Raw genomic sequence first — 13,679 nt, forward strand, 5'->3', positions numbered from 1 at the left:
CGGCAGGGGAATCCGCGCCGCGGTCGAGGCGTTGGCCGTGCCCGAGCGAACGCGCGTCGCTGATGCGCAAATGGGGCCGAATCGGGTTACTGTGAAGGTCCGCTGCTCAAAGTTGAGAGCGTCGGCGACGCGGGAGGAGGTCCCTATGTGGTGGAGATTCGCGCAGGCCGTGCGGCGTGGGGAGCATCGGCTCTCGGTCACGACGTGGCTCACCGCCGTCACCGCGGTCCTGTACACGATCCTGCCCGTCGACCTGATCCCTGAGCTGTTCCTCGGGCCGTTCGGGTTCGTCGACGACCTCGGGCTGTGGGGCGTCCTGCTCATGCTCGCGACGCGTGAGAAGAACGAGTGGGAGCTGCGCTGGAAGGCCGACGAGCGCGTCGTCGACGCGGAGGCCGTCTGAGCGGACGATGCCGGATGGCGTCAGACGGCGCCAGATGGCGTCGGACGGCCCCGGACGGCTCAGCCGCGCGGCGGCAGCGTGAGGATCTCCGGACCTGAGGCGGTGATCGCCACGGTGTGCTCGGAGTGCGCCGTGCGGCAGCCCGTCGCGCTTCGCAGGGTCCACCCGTCGGGATCGATCGCGAGCTCGTCGGTGTCGACCATGACCCACGGCTCGATCGCGAGCAGCAGGCCGGGCTTCAGCCGATAGCCCTTCCCTCGGGGTCCGATGTTCGGCACGTGAGGGTCCTGATGCATCGTTGAGCCGATCCCGTGCCCGCCGAACTCGCCGTTGACCGAGTAGCCCGCGCGCGTGAGCACGCCGCCCACCGCGTGCGCGATGTCGCCGATCCGCGCGCGAGACGTCGCAGCGGCGATCCCTGCCGCGAGCGCGCGCTCGGTCGCCTCGATCAGCGCGACGGACTCGGCGGGGCGGGACTCGCCGACGATGAAGCTGACGGCCGCGTCGGCCGCGATGCCGTCGAGCGAGACCGCGAGGTCCAGGGTGACCAGGTCGCCGTCGGCGAGCTCGTAGTCGTGGGGGAGCCCGTGCAGCACGGCGTCGTTGACGGACGTGCAGATGTAGTGCCCGAACGGCCCGCTGCCGAACGACGGCGCGTAGTCGACGTAGCAGGACTCGGCGCCCGCTTCCTCGATCATGGCCTTGGTCCAGGCGTCGATCTCGAGCAGGTTGGTGCCGACCCGTGCGCGCCGCTTGGCGGTGTCCAGGATGGTTCCGACCAGGGCTCCCGTCCTTCTGGCGCGGGCGAGCTGGTCGGGCTTGAGGATCTCGATCACTCGGTGACCCTACAGGTCGGCGTCGTCCGCGTCCGAGGTGTCCGAGGCGTCGTCCGAGGTCACGATTTGGAGCGACTGTGTGGTCGTGGCGGCCTCGCGGCCCTGCGACGGCTCTGCCGCGGCGGCGACGGAGGCTCCTCCGACGGAGAGGCCTGCGGCCGCGCCGAGGGCGACGGCTCGCATGGTGGTGCGCTGAACGACGGACATGCGGCGGGGTACCGGCACGGAGACTCCTTCTTCGGCGCCGCGCTGGTCGCGACTCTCAGGGCGTCAACGGTTCGGGGTGCGCGGACCGTTCCCACGGGTCACGCCCGGGCGAGTCGCGCCGCGGTGCCTCATGGAGGACCCTCACGCCTGCTCGACCGCGCCGACCTCCCGTGTGAAGTAGCGCGAGTGAGGGTCCTCGGTGTAGTCCGCGAACGGGCCCGTGGGTGCGAAGCCGGCCCGCTCGTACAGACGATGCGCCGCGGCGAAGAACTCGTGCGTGCCGGTCTCGAGGCTCACGCGTGCGAGCCCTCTCTCGCGGGCCGCGTCGAGCAGCGCGGACAGGACGGCTCCGGCGACTCCGCGACCCCGCGCCGCCCCCGCAGTGCGCATCGACTTGATCTCGCCATGGGAGGGGTCGAGCTCGGCGAGCGCGCCGACTCCCAGGAGCACGCCCGCATCGTCCCTCGCGGCGAGGAAGGTGATGCCTGGCCTGCGCAGCCGTTCGACGTCGAGCGCGTGGACGGACTCGGCGGGCGACGTGTCGTGCATGTCGGATAGATGCTCCTCGAGCAGGGCGACGATGTCGGGTGTGGCCGGGTCCTCGGGGGCGATGCGCATGCCGAGCATCGTCCCATGCTGTTCAGTCCGCCTTCCCGCTTGCCAGCCCGTCCTTGATCGCGTCCATGACGCTCGAGTCGGCGAGCGTCGTCACGTCCCCGACCTCGCGGTTCTCCGCGACGTCTCGCAGCAGCCGGCGCATGATCTTGCCCGACCTTGTCTTCGGCACCTCGGAGACCACCAGGATGTCGCGCGGCTTCGCGAGCGGCCCGATCTCCTTGCGCACATGCGTGCGCAAGGCGTCGGCGATGGCCGCCCCGTCGTCCGGGACCCCCTCCGCGTCGCCCCGGACGATGACGAAGGCGACCACCGCCTGGCCCGTGATCTGATCGGTCGCTCCCACGACGGCCGCCTCGGCGACCCAGGGATGACCGACGAGCACATGCTCGATCTCCGTGGTCGTGAGCCGGTGGCCGGAGACGTTCATCACGTCGTCCACGCGGCCCAGGAGCCACAGGTCGCCATCGATGTCGCGCTTGGCGCCGTCGCCCGCGAAGTACATCCCGTCGAAGCGGTTCCAGTAGGTCCGCGCGAACCGGGCCCTGTCGCCCCAGATCCCGCGGAGCATCGACGGCCACGGCGACCGCACCACGAGGTAGCCGCCGTCCCCCGCGCGCACGGGCCGGCCCTCGTCGTCCACGACCTCCGCGTCGATCCCGGGCAGCGCCGCCATCGCGGAGCCGGGCTTCGTGGCGGTGACGCCGGGCAGCGGGGAGATGAGGATCGAGCCGGTCTCGGTCTGCCACCACGTGTCGACGATGGGGCAGCGCTCGCCGCCGATCACGCGGCGGTACCACATCCACGCCTCGGGGTTGATGGGCTCTCCCACGCTTCCGAGCAGCCTCAGCGAGCTGAGGTCGTAGCCGTCGGGGATCGCCTCGCCCCACTTCATGAACGTGCGGATCGCGGTGGGTGCCGTGTAGAAGATCGTGACGCCGTACTGCTGGATGATCTCCCACCATCGTCCCTGGTGAGGGGTGTCCGGGGTGCCCTCGTAGAGCACCTGGGTGGCGCCGTTGATCATGGGCCCGTAGACGATGTAGGTGTGCCCGGTGATCCAGCCGACGTCGGCCGAGCACCAGTACACGTCGGTCTCGGGCTTGAGGTCGAAGACGATCCGGTGGGTGTGGGCGGCCCCCGTGAGGTAGCCGCCGGTCGAGTGCCACAGGCCCTTGGGTGCGCCCGTGGTGCCCGACGTGTAGAGGATGAACAGCGGATGCTCGGCGTCGACCCACTCGGGCTCGTGCGCCGCGGGCTGCGGGTCGACGACGTCGTGCCACCAGACGTCGCGCTCGTCGGTCCACTCGGTCGACTGGCCGGTGCGCTTCACGACCAGGACGTGCTCGACGGACGATGCGAAACCCGGGTGCGCGATCGACGGTGCGAGGGCCTCGTCGACCAGGGGCTTCAGGGCCAGGTGGGACCCACGCCGGTTGCCGCCGTCGGCGGTGATGACCAGCTTGGCCTCCGCATCGTCGATGCGCTGGCGCAGGCTTGCGGCGCTGAACCCTCCGAAGACCACGGAGTGGATCGCGCCGATCCGCGCGCAGGCCAGCATCGCGACCACGGCCTCGGGGATCTGGGGCAGGTAGATCGCGACGCGGTCGCCCTTGCCGACGCCGAGGCTCAGCAGCCCGTTCGCCGCCTTCTGCACGCGCTCGTGCATGTCGGAGTAGGTCAGGGTCTGCGTATCGCCGGGTTCTCCGAGGAAGTGGAAGGCGACGCGTGACCCGCGGCCCTCGCGCACATGCCGGTCCACCGCGTTGTCGCATGCGTTGAGGACGCCGTCGTGGAACCAGCGGGCGACGGGCGCATCCGACCAGTCGAGGATCTCGGTGAACGGCTCCTTCCACGCGAGCCGGCGCGCGGCCTCCTTCCAGTACTCGAGCCGATCGACCTCGGCCTTCTTGTACTCATAGGCGGTCGCGTTGCTGTGCGCGGCGAAGGTGGCGAGCGGGGCGAAGCTGCGCCGCTCGGTGTGCAGGTTCTCGAGCGTCACGTGGTGGCGCGGGTCATGGGGCCGTTCGGGCGACTGCGGTGCGCGATCGGCGGAGCCGGTAGCGCCGGCGTTCGAGCTCGGGGACTCGGGGAGGAGGGACAGCGGGGACTTATGGACGTCGTTGGCCATGCCCGCCAGGCTAGGTGATGCGTCAAGGCTTCGCCAGGGTTTGTTAAGGCACCTGCTAGATCAGGTCAGGATGCGTGTCGGCCCGCCTCTGCGCGGGAGAAGGTGCGCAGAGGCGGGCCGAGGTTCGCTGCGGTCGTTCGGCTAGGCCTTGGCGACCTGCGCGGGCGTGGCGTGAGCCTTGATGTAGTCCCCGTACCAGTGCGCGCTGGGCTTCACCGTGCGCTCGAAGGTCACCGGGTCCGAGCTGATGAGGCCGAAGGTCGGCGCGTAGCCGAGCGCCCACTCGAAGTTGTCGATCGCGGACCAGTGCAGGTATCCGCGCACATCGACTCCGTCCGCCATGGCATCGGCAAGCGAGGGGAGGGCGCGCTCGAGGTACTCGACGCGCTCCTCGTCGTTCGCCGTGGGGATGCCGTTCTCCGTGACGAAGACAGGCACCTCGCCGACGATGCTCTTCGCGTGACGGACCGCCTCGCCCAGAGCCTCCGGGTAGAACTCCCACAGCTGCGTCATCCGGATGTCGTCGGTGGGCTTGAGCGCCCCGCCTTCGCCGAAGCGCGACCGGGTGTACGTCTGCACTCCCACGAAGTCGTCCTCGCGCGATGCGCGCAGGTAGACGTCCTCGTGGATCTCCGAGTAGCGGGCCGCTGCCTCGGCGCCGGCCTCGTTCGTGTGGACGGGATTGATCGCCACGGACCAGCCCGCCTTCGCGGAGGTCGTCGAGCGGATGGTGCTCACCGCCGCCCGGTGGGCGGCGATGAGCTCAGCCACCTCGGCGTCCGTCGCCTCCGGCATCGCGCCTCCGTTCCACGCATTGAGCACCTGGGGGTCCTCGGCGTGCAGGCGCGTCATCAGGGGCTGGAGGTTCGGCTCATTGATGGTGACGACCCAGTCCACGCCCTCGTTGAGCGCGGGTGCGAGGAACGACGTGTACTCGGCGAACAGCGCCGCCGCGTCGGGGTGGCTCCAGCCGCCCATCTCGCGCAGCCACTGGGGGAGCGTGACGTGCTGGAGGGTGATGACCGGGGACAGGCCGCGCGAGAGGCAGCCGACGATCATCCGGCGGTAGTGGTCGAGATAGGCGTGCGACTTGAAGCCCTTCTCGGGCTCGATGCGGCTCCACTCGATGGAGAATCGATAGGCCGTGAGGCCGAGGCCCGACAGGATGTCGAGGTCCTCCGGCCAGCGGTGCAGGTGGTCCGCAGCGTCGAGGCTCGGCTCCTTGATGACCGAGTTGCCGTTGTGCTCGGAGGCCCACCAGTCGCTGGTGGTGTTGTTGCCCTCGACCTGGTGCGCCGCAGTCGCGGCACCCCACAGGAAGGGCGAGGTGGGAGTGGTCATGATGTCGATCGCTCTCGTTCAATGAGTGAGGATCGATCCGCCCTGAGCCCGCACCGAAGCGGGCCACGCGCCACACGTGTGAGACGACACTATATAGTCACGACGTCATGAGCGAAAGCACCTCAGTCGCGAAGAGCGCCGCACGCAAGCCCGGCAAGGCCGGAGCCCCGGTGCGCCGACGCTCGCCTCGAGGCGAGGAGGCGAGGGCAAGGATCCTGCAGATCGCGATCGAGGCCTTCGCCGAGCGGGGCTACCACGGCACCTCGATCAACGAGATCGCGAAGCTGGCCGGCATCACCATGCCGGGTCTGCTCCACCACTTCCCGAGCAAGATCGAGCTGTTCGCCGCCATGCTGCGAGAGCAGGAGAGGCGCGACAACGCGCTCTTCTCGACCTTCTTCCCCGTCGATGCAGGGGTCTTCGAGGTGCTCGACGCCTACGTCGCGATGGCAAAGGTGAATGTCGGGCGCCCGGGCGTGCTCCAGCTCTTCCACCTCATGACGGCCGAGTCCGCGGCCGGAGAGCATCCATACAGGGCGACGGCCGTGGATCACTTCCGTGCGGCCCGCTCGTACGTCGCCGAGGGTGTGCGTCATAGCATCGAGCGAGGCGAGATCGTCGCCGAAGCCGATCCCGAGCGCATCGCCGCGCAGGTGGTGGGCATGATCCAGGGTCTCGAGAACCAGTGGTTGCATGAACACGACGGGGTGCAGCTGGTCGAGGTGTTCCGTGACTTCGTCGATGCGCTCGCTGCGAGGATCCGCGCCTGACGTCGAGTGTTCGCTCGCGCGTCGGCCCCTTTGGTTCCCGGCGCTCCACTGAGATGCCTGCTACGGAACGAATTCGTGGCGGCATCACAGATCTTCCCTTTGTTTCCGCCTTGTAAATCCGATGTAAATAGTGCCGCCATGGGTACCTCGCCGACCTACTAGTAAGTAGGTTTAAGGAGCCACACGACATCTGGTGTCGCCCGACACCCGATCCGCCCCTCCACCACAGTCCCTACCTCGAGGGAGAGAACCATGAACATCCGACACCTCCGCACCGCGGCCATGGTGGCCGGAATCGGCATCGCGATCGCCGGCTGCTCGGCCGCCGACCCAAGCACCGATTCGTCGAGCAGCGGCGACACCGGATCCGGCGAGAGCCTGACCCTGACGCTCGGCTCGCAGGTCGACGTCACCACCTGGAGCCCCGCCGACATCGGCAGCGGCCACTACCTCCAGTACCTCGACCCGACCTACGACGGTCTCCTCGCGATGGACGCCGAGGGCAACATCGTCGCCAACCTCGCGACCGAGTGGAGCTGGGACGACACCAACACCGTGCTGACGATGTCGCTGCGCGACGACGTCACGTTCACCGACGGCGAGCCCTTCGACGCAGACGCGGTCGTCGCCAACATCGAGGCGGACCTCGCTGGAACCGGAACCTCGGCGAGCGACTTGGCGAAGGTCGAGTCCGTCACCGCGATCGACTCCACGACCGTCGAGTTCACCCTCAGCGAGGTCGACCCGGCCTTCGAGTACAACCTCACGCTGAGCGGCGGCAAGATGGCCAGCCCCGCGTCGATCGAGGCTGGCACGCTCGACACCGACCCCGTCGGCTCGGGTCCTTACGTCTACGACGCGGCGAGCAGCACCGTCGGCAGCGAGTACCACTTCACGCGCAACGAGGACTACTGGAACTCCGACGCCTACCCCTACGACGAGCTCGTCATCATGCCGCTCACGGATGACACCGCGCGCGAGACCGCGGTCCTCGCCGGCACCGTCGACGCCGTGGTCGGAAGCTCGTCCTGGGTCGAGAAGACCGAGGCCGCGGGCCTCGAGACCCTCACCTACCCGCTCGACTGGATGGGTCTGTTCCTCGACGACCGCGCGGGCGACATCGTCCCGGCCCTCGGCGACGTCCGCGTCCGCCAGGCGATCAACTACGCCTTCGACAAGGAGGCGATCCTCGAGAGCCTCAACCTCGGTTACGGCACCGTGACATCGCAGATCTTCAGCCCGGACTCGGCCGCCTACGACGAGTCGCTCGACGACTACTACACGTACGACCCGGAGAAGGCGAAGGAGCTGCTGGCCGAGGCCGGCTACGCCGACGGCTTCACCCTGCCGATGCCGTCCTCCGACTGGTCGGCCACCTATGACGCCGTCGTGCAGCAGCAGCTCGCCGCGGTCGGCATCACCGTCGAGTACGAGTCCATCCCCACGACCAACGTGCTGTCGCGCCTGCCTGACTTCGCGGCTCACTGGTTCACCTGGAGCGAGCCCGCCAACGCGTGGGGCTCGGTCAGCAACCTCATCTCGTCCACCGGCGTCGGCAACTACCAGGCCTACGAGGACGACGATGTGACCGCGACCCTCGAGACGATCCTCGCCACGACCGGCGACGAGCAGGATGCCGCCTACCAGGAGCTCAACAACGAGATCGTCGAGCAGGCCTGGTTCGCCCCGTGGTTCCGCGTCGACACTGTGCTCATCCACTCCGCCGACGTCGATGTGGAGCCGCTGGCCGGCAACATCGTCCCGTCGCTGGCGTTCTACACGCCGGCTTCCTAATCCCCGCCACCCGGTGCGCCCCGTGCCCCCACGGGGCGCACCGGGTACAGGAACTCTCGGAGGTTCCCGTGCTCCGCTACACCCTCGTCAAGCTCGTCACGGCCGCGATCCTCGTCGCCGTCGTCTCGACCCTCACGTTCTTCATGCTCTACGGAGCGAACAGCGACCCCGTCACGACCATGCTCGGGGAGACCGCGACCGCCGAGCAGATCGCCGCGCGCGAGGCCGAGCTCGGCCTCGATCGCCCGGTCGGCGAGCAGTTCGCCAGCTGGGTCACCGCAGCGCTCCACGGTGACCTCGGCACCTCGTGGTCGAACCGCCAGCCCGTCGCCGAGACCCTCGCAGCCCGCGTCCCCGTGACCCTGGGCCTCGCGATCCTCGCGATCATCGTCTCCGCAGTGATCGGGATCGCGCTCGGCGTCGCCGCCGCCCGCTTCCGTGGCTGGGTGGACGTGCTCCTCCAGGTCGTCGTGATCGTGGGCTTCGCGCTCCCCGCCTTCTGGTTCGCGACTCTGCTGTCGACGACATTCGGGCTCCAGCTCGGATGGTTCCCCGCGCTCGGCTACATCAAGCCGTCCGAGTCGATCGGCGGCTGGCTCTCGACCGTGACCCTCCCGGTCCTCGCTCTCGCCGCGGGCGTCGCGGCGGCGATCGCCCAGCAGGTCCGCAACTCCGTCATCGACGTCGAGCGCCGCGATTTCGTCCGCGCGCTCACGAGCCGCGGGATCGGCTCGCGCCGCATCCTGCTCGCGCACACCCTGCGCAACGCCGCCCCCGCCGCGCTCACCGTCATCTCCGTGCAGTTCATCGGGCTGCTCGGTGGCGCGATCATCGTCGAGAACATCTTCGCGCTGCCGGGTCTCGGCGCGCTCGCGATCGACGCCACGACCCTCGGCGACGTGCCCGTCGTCATGGGAGTCATGCTCGTGACCGTCCTGATCGTCGTCGTCGTCAACCTCGCGCTGGACCTGATCCAGGGCGTCATCAACCCGAAGGCGCGTGTCCGATGAGCGCATCCCCCTCCTCCTCGTCCGGTGGCCTCGCCAAGGCCATCCTCCGCAAGCCGCTCGTCATCGGCTCCGGCCTCGTGCTGATCGCGATCATCGTGCTCGCGATCCTCGCGCCGCTCCTGAGCCCGTATGACCCCAACGTCTCCGATCTCGCCTCGGTGCTGGCGCCTCGCAGCCCGGAGCACCTGCTCGGCGGTGATGGCTCGGGTCGCGACGTCCTCTCGCGCCTGCTCTGGGGCGCCAGGCTCAGCCTTCTTGCCGGCCTCATCGCCACGGTGACCGCGATCGTTCTCGGGGTGCCGACCGGCCTGGTCGCCGGCTACCGTCAGGGCGCTGTCGACGCGGTCGGGTCATGGATCTCCGACGTGCTGATGTCGATCCCCGGCATCGTCGCGCTCCTCGTGGTCGTCGCCGCCTTCGGCACGTCGATGCCCCCGACCATGATCGCCCTCGGCGTGCTCATGGCTCCCGGATTCTTCCGCCTCACCCGCGCCACCGTGGTGTCGGTGCGGGGCGAGCTTTACATCGACGCCGCGAAGGTCGCGGGCCTCAGCGGATTCCGCATCACGTTCAAGCACATCCTCGCGGTGGTCATCACGCCGATCCTGATCCAGGCCTCCCTGACCGCGGGCGTCGCGATCATCGTCCAGTCGGGCCTGGGCTTCCTCGGCATCGGCGATCCGCTGGTCCCTTCCTGGGGCTCGATGGTCAACGACGCCTACCGGAACAACTCGATGGCGCCCCAGCTGGTCCTGTGGCCGGGCCTCGCGATCGGCATCACCGTCGCGGCGCTCGCGCTGCTCGGCTCGGGCATCTCCGACGTGCTCAACCGCACCGGTTCGGGCGCGTCCTCGAAGGCGGCGAAGGGCGCCCGCAAGGCAGTGCTCGTCAAGGACGCCCAGCGCCCCGCGAGCGAGGCGGTCGAGTCGAGGCTCGTCGTCGAGAACCTTCGAGTGGCGTACCCGGTCGCCGATGGCCTCAAGGAGGTCGTCCACGGGGTCTCGCTCGAGGTCAAGCGCGGCGAGTGCCTGGGGATCGTCGGCGAGTCCGGCTCGGGCAAGTCGCAGTCCGCGTTCGCGGTGCTGGGCCTGCTCCCGTCGGACGCCGTGCGCACCGCTGACCGCGTGCAGCTCGAGGAGGTCGACCTGCTCAAGGTCGGCCGCCGCGCGTTCGACAAGGTCCGGGCGACCCGCATCGCCTACATCCCTCAGGACCCCATGAGCAACCTGGACCCGGCCTACACCGTCGGCGCCCAGATCGTCGAGACGATCCGCGCGCACGAGAAGGTGAGCAGGGCCGACGCGAAGGCTCGCGCCCGCGACCTGCTGGAGCAGGTCGGCATCAACGACCCCGACCGCACGCTCGCGGCGTACCCGCACGAGATCTCGGGAGGCATGGCTCAGCGCGTCCTCATCGCGATCGCGGTGTCGTGCAACCCCGAGTACATCGTCGCCGACGAGCCCACCACGGCGCTCGACGTCACGGTCCAGGCCGAGGTGCTCGCCTTGCTCAGAAGGCTCCAGGAGGCCCGCGACCTCGGCGTGATCCTCGTGACCCACAACCTGGGCGTCGTCGCCGACATCTGCGATCGCGTCGCTGTGATGAAGGACGGGGAGATCATCGAGACGGCGGACGTCTTCGAGCTGTTCGCCGACCCGCAGCACCCGTACACGAAGGAGCTGCTCGGCTCGACGCTGTCGGGCAGCGAGCCGAGGTCGCGAGTCGGTGACCGCGCGCCCGCAGGGAGCGCAAGCGAGACTCCCGCCACGGAAGGAGAAGAGCGATGACCCGTCCCGAGATCCTCCTGCAGGTGACCGACCTGCGCGTCGAGTTCGGCTCGAGGCGTTGGGGCAAGAAGCCCTTCGTCGCGGTCGACGGCATGTCGATCGAGGTGCCTCAGGGCCGCACTCTCGGCGTGGTCGGAGAGTCGGGCTCGGGCAAGTCGACGCTGGGCCGCGCGATCCTCGGCCTCGCGCCGATCGCGGGGGGCACGATCACTTTCGACGGTCGCGACATCACCCGTCCGATGCCGCGCCAGCGCAGGGCGCTGAGCTCCGAGCTGCAGGTCGTCTTCCAGGACCCGTACTCGTCACTCAATCCGGCGCTGACGATCGAGTCGATCCTCGCGGAGCCGCTCGTGGCCGGCGGGATGTCCATGTCCGACGCCCGCACGCGCATCGCCGGTCTGCTCGACCTGGTCGCGCTGCCCAAGGACTCGCTGTCACGCCTGCCGCGCGAGTTCTCGGGCGGTCAGCGTCAGCGCATCGCGATCGCCCGCGCCATGGCGCGCGATCCGCGGCTCGTGGTGTGCGATGAGGCGACGAGCGCGCTCGACCTGTCCACGCAGGCGCGCGTGATCGATCTGCTGCTCGACATCCAGGAGCAGACGGGCGTCTCCTACCTCTTCATCACGCACGACCTCGATGTGGTGCGGCACATGAGCGACGAGATCGTCGTCGTCAACCGTGGCCGCATCGTCGAGCGAGGCGCTGCCGAGCGGGTCGTGACCGATCCGCAGGAGGAGTACACGAAGCGCCTCCTCGCAGCGTCACCCATCCCCGATCCGGTGGCCCAGCGCGCGCGCCGCGCCGCGGCCTGACCTGTAGCCGAAAGGACACGTATGTACACCCTCATGTTCCTCACCAAGCGCCTGCCTGAGCTTTCCGTCGAGGAGTTCCGGGAGCACTACCGCGACACGCACTACGCGCTCGCGTCCAAGATGCCCGGGCTGGTGTCGTACCAGCAGGCCGTCGTGCACGACGACAAGGACGGCTGGGGTGAGCCCGGAAGCTCGCTCGACTACGACGCGCTGTCGCTCTACACGTTCGAGACCGCAGCGGACGCCAAAGCCGGCTACGCCTCGGCCGAAGGCCTCGCGACCGACGCCGACACCCCCACGTTCATGTCGTGGGACGACGTGCTGTGGATGCCCGTCGAGTTCACGCAGCGCTTCGACCGCGCCGACGACTGACGAGACGATCAGGACCCGGGAGGTTCGCATGACTGACAGCTCCACCACGCTCCGACTCGTCTGGCCCCAGTGGCAGGGCGCCGCGGAGGCCAGCGTCCGCCCGCTCGCCGACGAGTTCCCCTACGAGGTCGCGCGTCGCGGCTACTCCGTCGGCTCGGCGATCCTCGAGGCCGTGCTGCCCGCACACGCCGGCCCGACCGCGAAGGCGCCGGTCTCGCTCGGCGACGAGGGTCTCGAGATGCGCGACGGCGTCGACGCCAAGACCGCCGTCGTCGGCCAGCTCGGCCAAGCGCTCGACGTCATCGCCGAGCACGACCCCGCGCGCGTGCTGACCCTCGGCGGCGAGTGCTCCGTCTCGGTCGCCCCGTTCGCGCACCTCGCGGCGAAGTACGGCGACGACGTCGCCCTTGTCTGGATCGACTCGCATCCCGACGTCGGAACCCCTGACAGCGAGTACCCCGGCTACCACGCCATGGCGGTCACCTCGCTGCTGGGCAAGGGCGACTCCGAGGTGACGGGCCAGCTTCCCGGCACCTTCGCATCGTCCAGGGTCGCGCTCGCGGGACTCCACGTGTGGGAGGAGGACGACATCCCTCACGTCTCCCAGTGGGGCTTGGCGTCGTTCTCCCCGGAGGACCTGCGCACCTCCTCGGAGGGGCTGCTCTCATGGCTCAAGGCCACGGGCTGCTCGAAGGTCGCGATCCACCTCGACGTCGACACCGTCGACGCGAACGAGGTCATCCTCGGCTTGGGCAAGGAGCCCGACGGTCTCACGGTCGCGCAGGTGCAGCGGGTGGTCGCGGACCTCGAAGGGGCGGCAGAGGTCGTCGGTCTGACGATCGCCGAGTTCTTCCCGCGCCAGGTGATGCATCTGCTCGGTCTGCTCGACGGCTTCCCGATGATCGGAGCGACCCGATGACGCTGGTCGACCTGAGCCACGCGCTCGAGGAGGGCGTGGAGACCTACCCGGGCTTCCCGACCCCCACGATGAACCACTTCATCTCCTTCGAGGATTCGAAGGAGATGGCCGCCGACGGCATCGTCTTCGCCATCGACGACATCCGCCTGATCGGCGGCTCGTCGACGTACATGGACGCCCCTCGTCACTTCCTGCCCGAGGGCGGCGACGTCGCGAGCATCCCGCTCGAGAAGACCTTCGATCTGCCGCTCGTCGTGGTCTCCGCGCCCGCCGACGGACGGCGCGAGCTGCTCCCCGAGGACTTCGCGGGGCTCGAGCTCGCGGGTGCCGCGGTCCTCATCAGGACCGGTTGGGACGCGCGCTGGGCGACGCCGGAGTATGTGGTCGGCTCGCCCTTCCTCGGGGGTGCCGCGGCAGCGATGCTGGTCGAGGCCGGGGTCACGCTCGTCGGCATCGATGCGGTGCTTATCGACGATGTCGAGGACGGCCCTCTGCCCACCCGTCCCGCGCACTCGACGCTCCTGGCAGCGGGTCTCCCGATCGTGGAGAACCTCCGCGGCCTCGCCGCGCTTCCGGAGACCGGCGCGCGCTTCTTCGCGGTGCCGGCGGCGGTCAAGGGTGTGGGCTCGTTCCCGGTGCGGGCCTTCGCAGCGGTTCAGAGCGGTCCTGGGGAGTGAGCGCG

Annotated in this window: 14 protein-coding genes; 9 read left to right on the top strand and 5 right to left on the bottom strand. The window is 69.3% G+C overall.

Annotated elements, in window-relative coordinates:
• The first annotated feature begins 145 nt into the window (after window positions 1-145).
• Window positions 146-403: a YkvA family protein gene (locus AOP78_RS13580; RefSeq protein WP_062205873.1), complete on the top strand. Its 258-nt coding sequence runs from the start codon at window positions 146-148 to the stop codon at window positions 401-403.
• A gap of 59 nt (window positions 404-462) precedes the next feature.
• Here the strand turns inward: AOP78_RS13580 and map are convergent, their stop codons facing one another.
• From map to AOP78_RS13605, 5 genes are all read right to left on the bottom strand, one after another.
• Complete coding sequence (gene map / locus AOP78_RS13585; RefSeq protein ID WP_062205876.1) at window positions 463-1,239, bottom strand: type I methionyl aminopeptidase; 777 nt, start codon at window positions 1,237-1,239, stop codon at window positions 463-465.
• 9 nt (window positions 1,240-1,248) lie between these two features.
• Window positions 1,249-1,464, bottom strand: a complete 216-nt coding sequence (locus AOP78_RS13590; RefSeq protein WP_152659563.1) for a hypothetical protein — start codon at window positions 1,462-1,464, stop codon at window positions 1,249-1,251.
• Between the two features lie 123 nt (window positions 1,465-1,587).
• Window positions 1,588-2,064 (bottom strand): GNAT family N-acetyltransferase, encoded by a 477-nt coding sequence (locus AOP78_RS13595; protein WP_062206137.1) that lies wholly within the window; start codon window positions 2,062-2,064, stop codon window positions 1,588-1,590.
• Window positions 2,065-2,086: 22 nt separating this feature from the next.
• Window positions 2,087-4,192: an acetate--CoA ligase gene (gene acs, locus AOP78_RS13600; RefSeq protein WP_083980204.1), complete on the bottom strand. Its 2,106-nt coding sequence runs from the start codon at window positions 4,190-4,192 to the stop codon at window positions 2,087-2,089.
• 141 nt (window positions 4,193-4,333) lie between these two features.
• On the bottom strand, window positions 4,334-5,533 hold the full coding sequence (locus tag AOP78_RS13605) for a glycoside hydrolase family 1 protein (RefSeq protein ID WP_062205884.1): 1,200 nt from the start codon (window positions 5,531-5,533) through the stop codon (window positions 4,334-4,336).
• Window positions 5,534-5,640: 107 nt separating this feature from the next.
• Between AOP78_RS13605 and AOP78_RS13610 the strand changes: the two genes are divergently transcribed.
• The 8 genes from AOP78_RS13610 to AOP78_RS13645 all read left to right on the top strand — a co-directional run bounded on the left by AOP78_RS13610 (window position 5,641) and on the right by AOP78_RS13645 (window position 13,674).
• Window positions 5,641-6,303, top strand: a complete 663-nt coding sequence (locus AOP78_RS13610; protein WP_062205886.1) for a TetR/AcrR family transcriptional regulator — start codon at window positions 5,641-5,643, stop codon at window positions 6,301-6,303.
• A 252-nt stretch (window positions 6,304-6,555) separates the two neighbouring features.
• Window positions 6,556-8,097: an ABC transporter substrate-binding protein gene (locus AOP78_RS13615; protein WP_062205888.1), complete on the top strand. Its 1,542-nt coding sequence runs from the start codon at window positions 6,556-6,558 to the stop codon at window positions 8,095-8,097.
• A gap of 68 nt (window positions 8,098-8,165) precedes the next feature.
• Window positions 8,166-9,107 carry an ABC transporter permease gene (locus AOP78_RS13620; RefSeq protein ID WP_062205891.1) on the top strand — a complete coding sequence of 314 codons (942 nt, stop codon included), beginning with the start codon at window positions 8,166-8,168 and terminating at the stop codon, window positions 9,105-9,107.
• Complete coding sequence (locus tag AOP78_RS13625) at window positions 9,104-10,894, top strand: dipeptide/oligopeptide/nickel ABC transporter permease/ATP-binding protein (RefSeq protein WP_062205894.1); 1,791 nt, start codon at window positions 9,104-9,106, stop codon at window positions 10,892-10,894. The genes AOP78_RS13620 and AOP78_RS13625 overlap by 4 nt, the downstream gene beginning before the upstream one ends.
• Window positions 10,891-11,706, top strand: a complete 816-nt coding sequence (locus AOP78_RS13630; RefSeq protein WP_062205896.1) for an ABC transporter ATP-binding protein — start codon at window positions 10,891-10,893, stop codon at window positions 11,704-11,706. Before AOP78_RS13625 ends, AOP78_RS13630 begins: the two co-directional genes overlap by 4 nt.
• 21 nt (window positions 11,707-11,727) lie before the next feature.
• Window positions 11,728-12,078, top strand: coding sequence for an EthD family reductase (locus AOP78_RS13635; protein WP_062205899.1), 351 nt, complete (start codon window positions 11,728-11,730; stop codon window positions 12,076-12,078).
• A 28-nt stretch (window positions 12,079-12,106) separates the two neighbouring features.
• Entirely contained in the window at window positions 12,107-12,997 is an 891-nt protein-coding gene (locus AOP78_RS13640) for an arginase family protein (protein WP_062205902.1), read from the top strand.
• Entirely contained in the window at window positions 12,994-13,674 is a 681-nt protein-coding gene (locus AOP78_RS13645; protein WP_062205905.1) for a cyclase family protein, read from the top strand. The genes AOP78_RS13640 and AOP78_RS13645 overlap by 4 nt, the downstream gene beginning before the upstream one ends.
• Window positions 13,675-13,679 lie beyond the last annotated feature (5 nt).

Source organism: Demequina salsinemoris (assembly GCF_000974805.1).
Lineage (GTDB): Bacteria > Actinomycetota > Actinomycetes > Actinomycetales > Demequinaceae > Demequina > Demequina salsinemoris.

Excerpts from the sequence above, each read along its gene's own strand:
- AOP78_RS13580 (WP_062205873.1), top strand. The coding sequence starts at position 146 with ATGTGGTGGAGATTCGCGCAGGCCGTGCGGCGTGGGGAGCATCGGCTC.
- AOP78_RS13595 (WP_062206137.1), bottom strand. The coding sequence starts at position 2,064 with ATGCGCATCGCCCCCGAGGACCCGGCCACACCCGACATCGTCGCCCTG.
- acs (WP_083980204.1), bottom strand. The coding sequence starts at position 4,192 with ATGGCCAACGACGTCCATAAGTCCCCGCTGTCCCTCCTCCCCGAGTCC.
- AOP78_RS13605 (WP_062205884.1), bottom strand. The coding sequence starts at position 5,533 with ATGACCACTCCCACCTCGCCCTTCCTGTGGGGTGCCGCGACTGCGGCG.
- AOP78_RS13610 (WP_062205886.1), top strand. The coding sequence starts at position 5,641 with ATGAGCGAAAGCACCTCAGTCGCGAAGAGCGCCGCACGCAAGCCCGGC.
- AOP78_RS13615 (WP_062205888.1), top strand. The coding sequence starts at position 6,556 with ATGAACATCCGACACCTCCGCACCGCGGCCATGGTGGCCGGAATCGGC.
- AOP78_RS13625 (WP_062205894.1), top strand. The coding sequence starts at position 9,104 with ATGAGCGCATCCCCCTCCTCCTCGTCCGGTGGCCTCGCCAAGGCCATC.
- AOP78_RS13630 (WP_062205896.1), top strand. The coding sequence starts at position 10,891 with ATGACCCGTCCCGAGATCCTCCTGCAGGTGACCGACCTGCGCGTCGAG.
- AOP78_RS13635 (WP_062205899.1), top strand. The coding sequence starts at position 11,728 with ATGTACACCCTCATGTTCCTCACCAAGCGCCTGCCTGAGCTTTCCGTC.
- AOP78_RS13640 (WP_062205902.1), top strand. The coding sequence starts at position 12,107 with ATGACTGACAGCTCCACCACGCTCCGACTCGTCTGGCCCCAGTGGCAG.
- AOP78_RS13645 (WP_062205905.1), top strand. The coding sequence starts at position 12,994 with ATGACGCTGGTCGACCTGAGCCACGCGCTCGAGGAGGGCGTGGAGACC.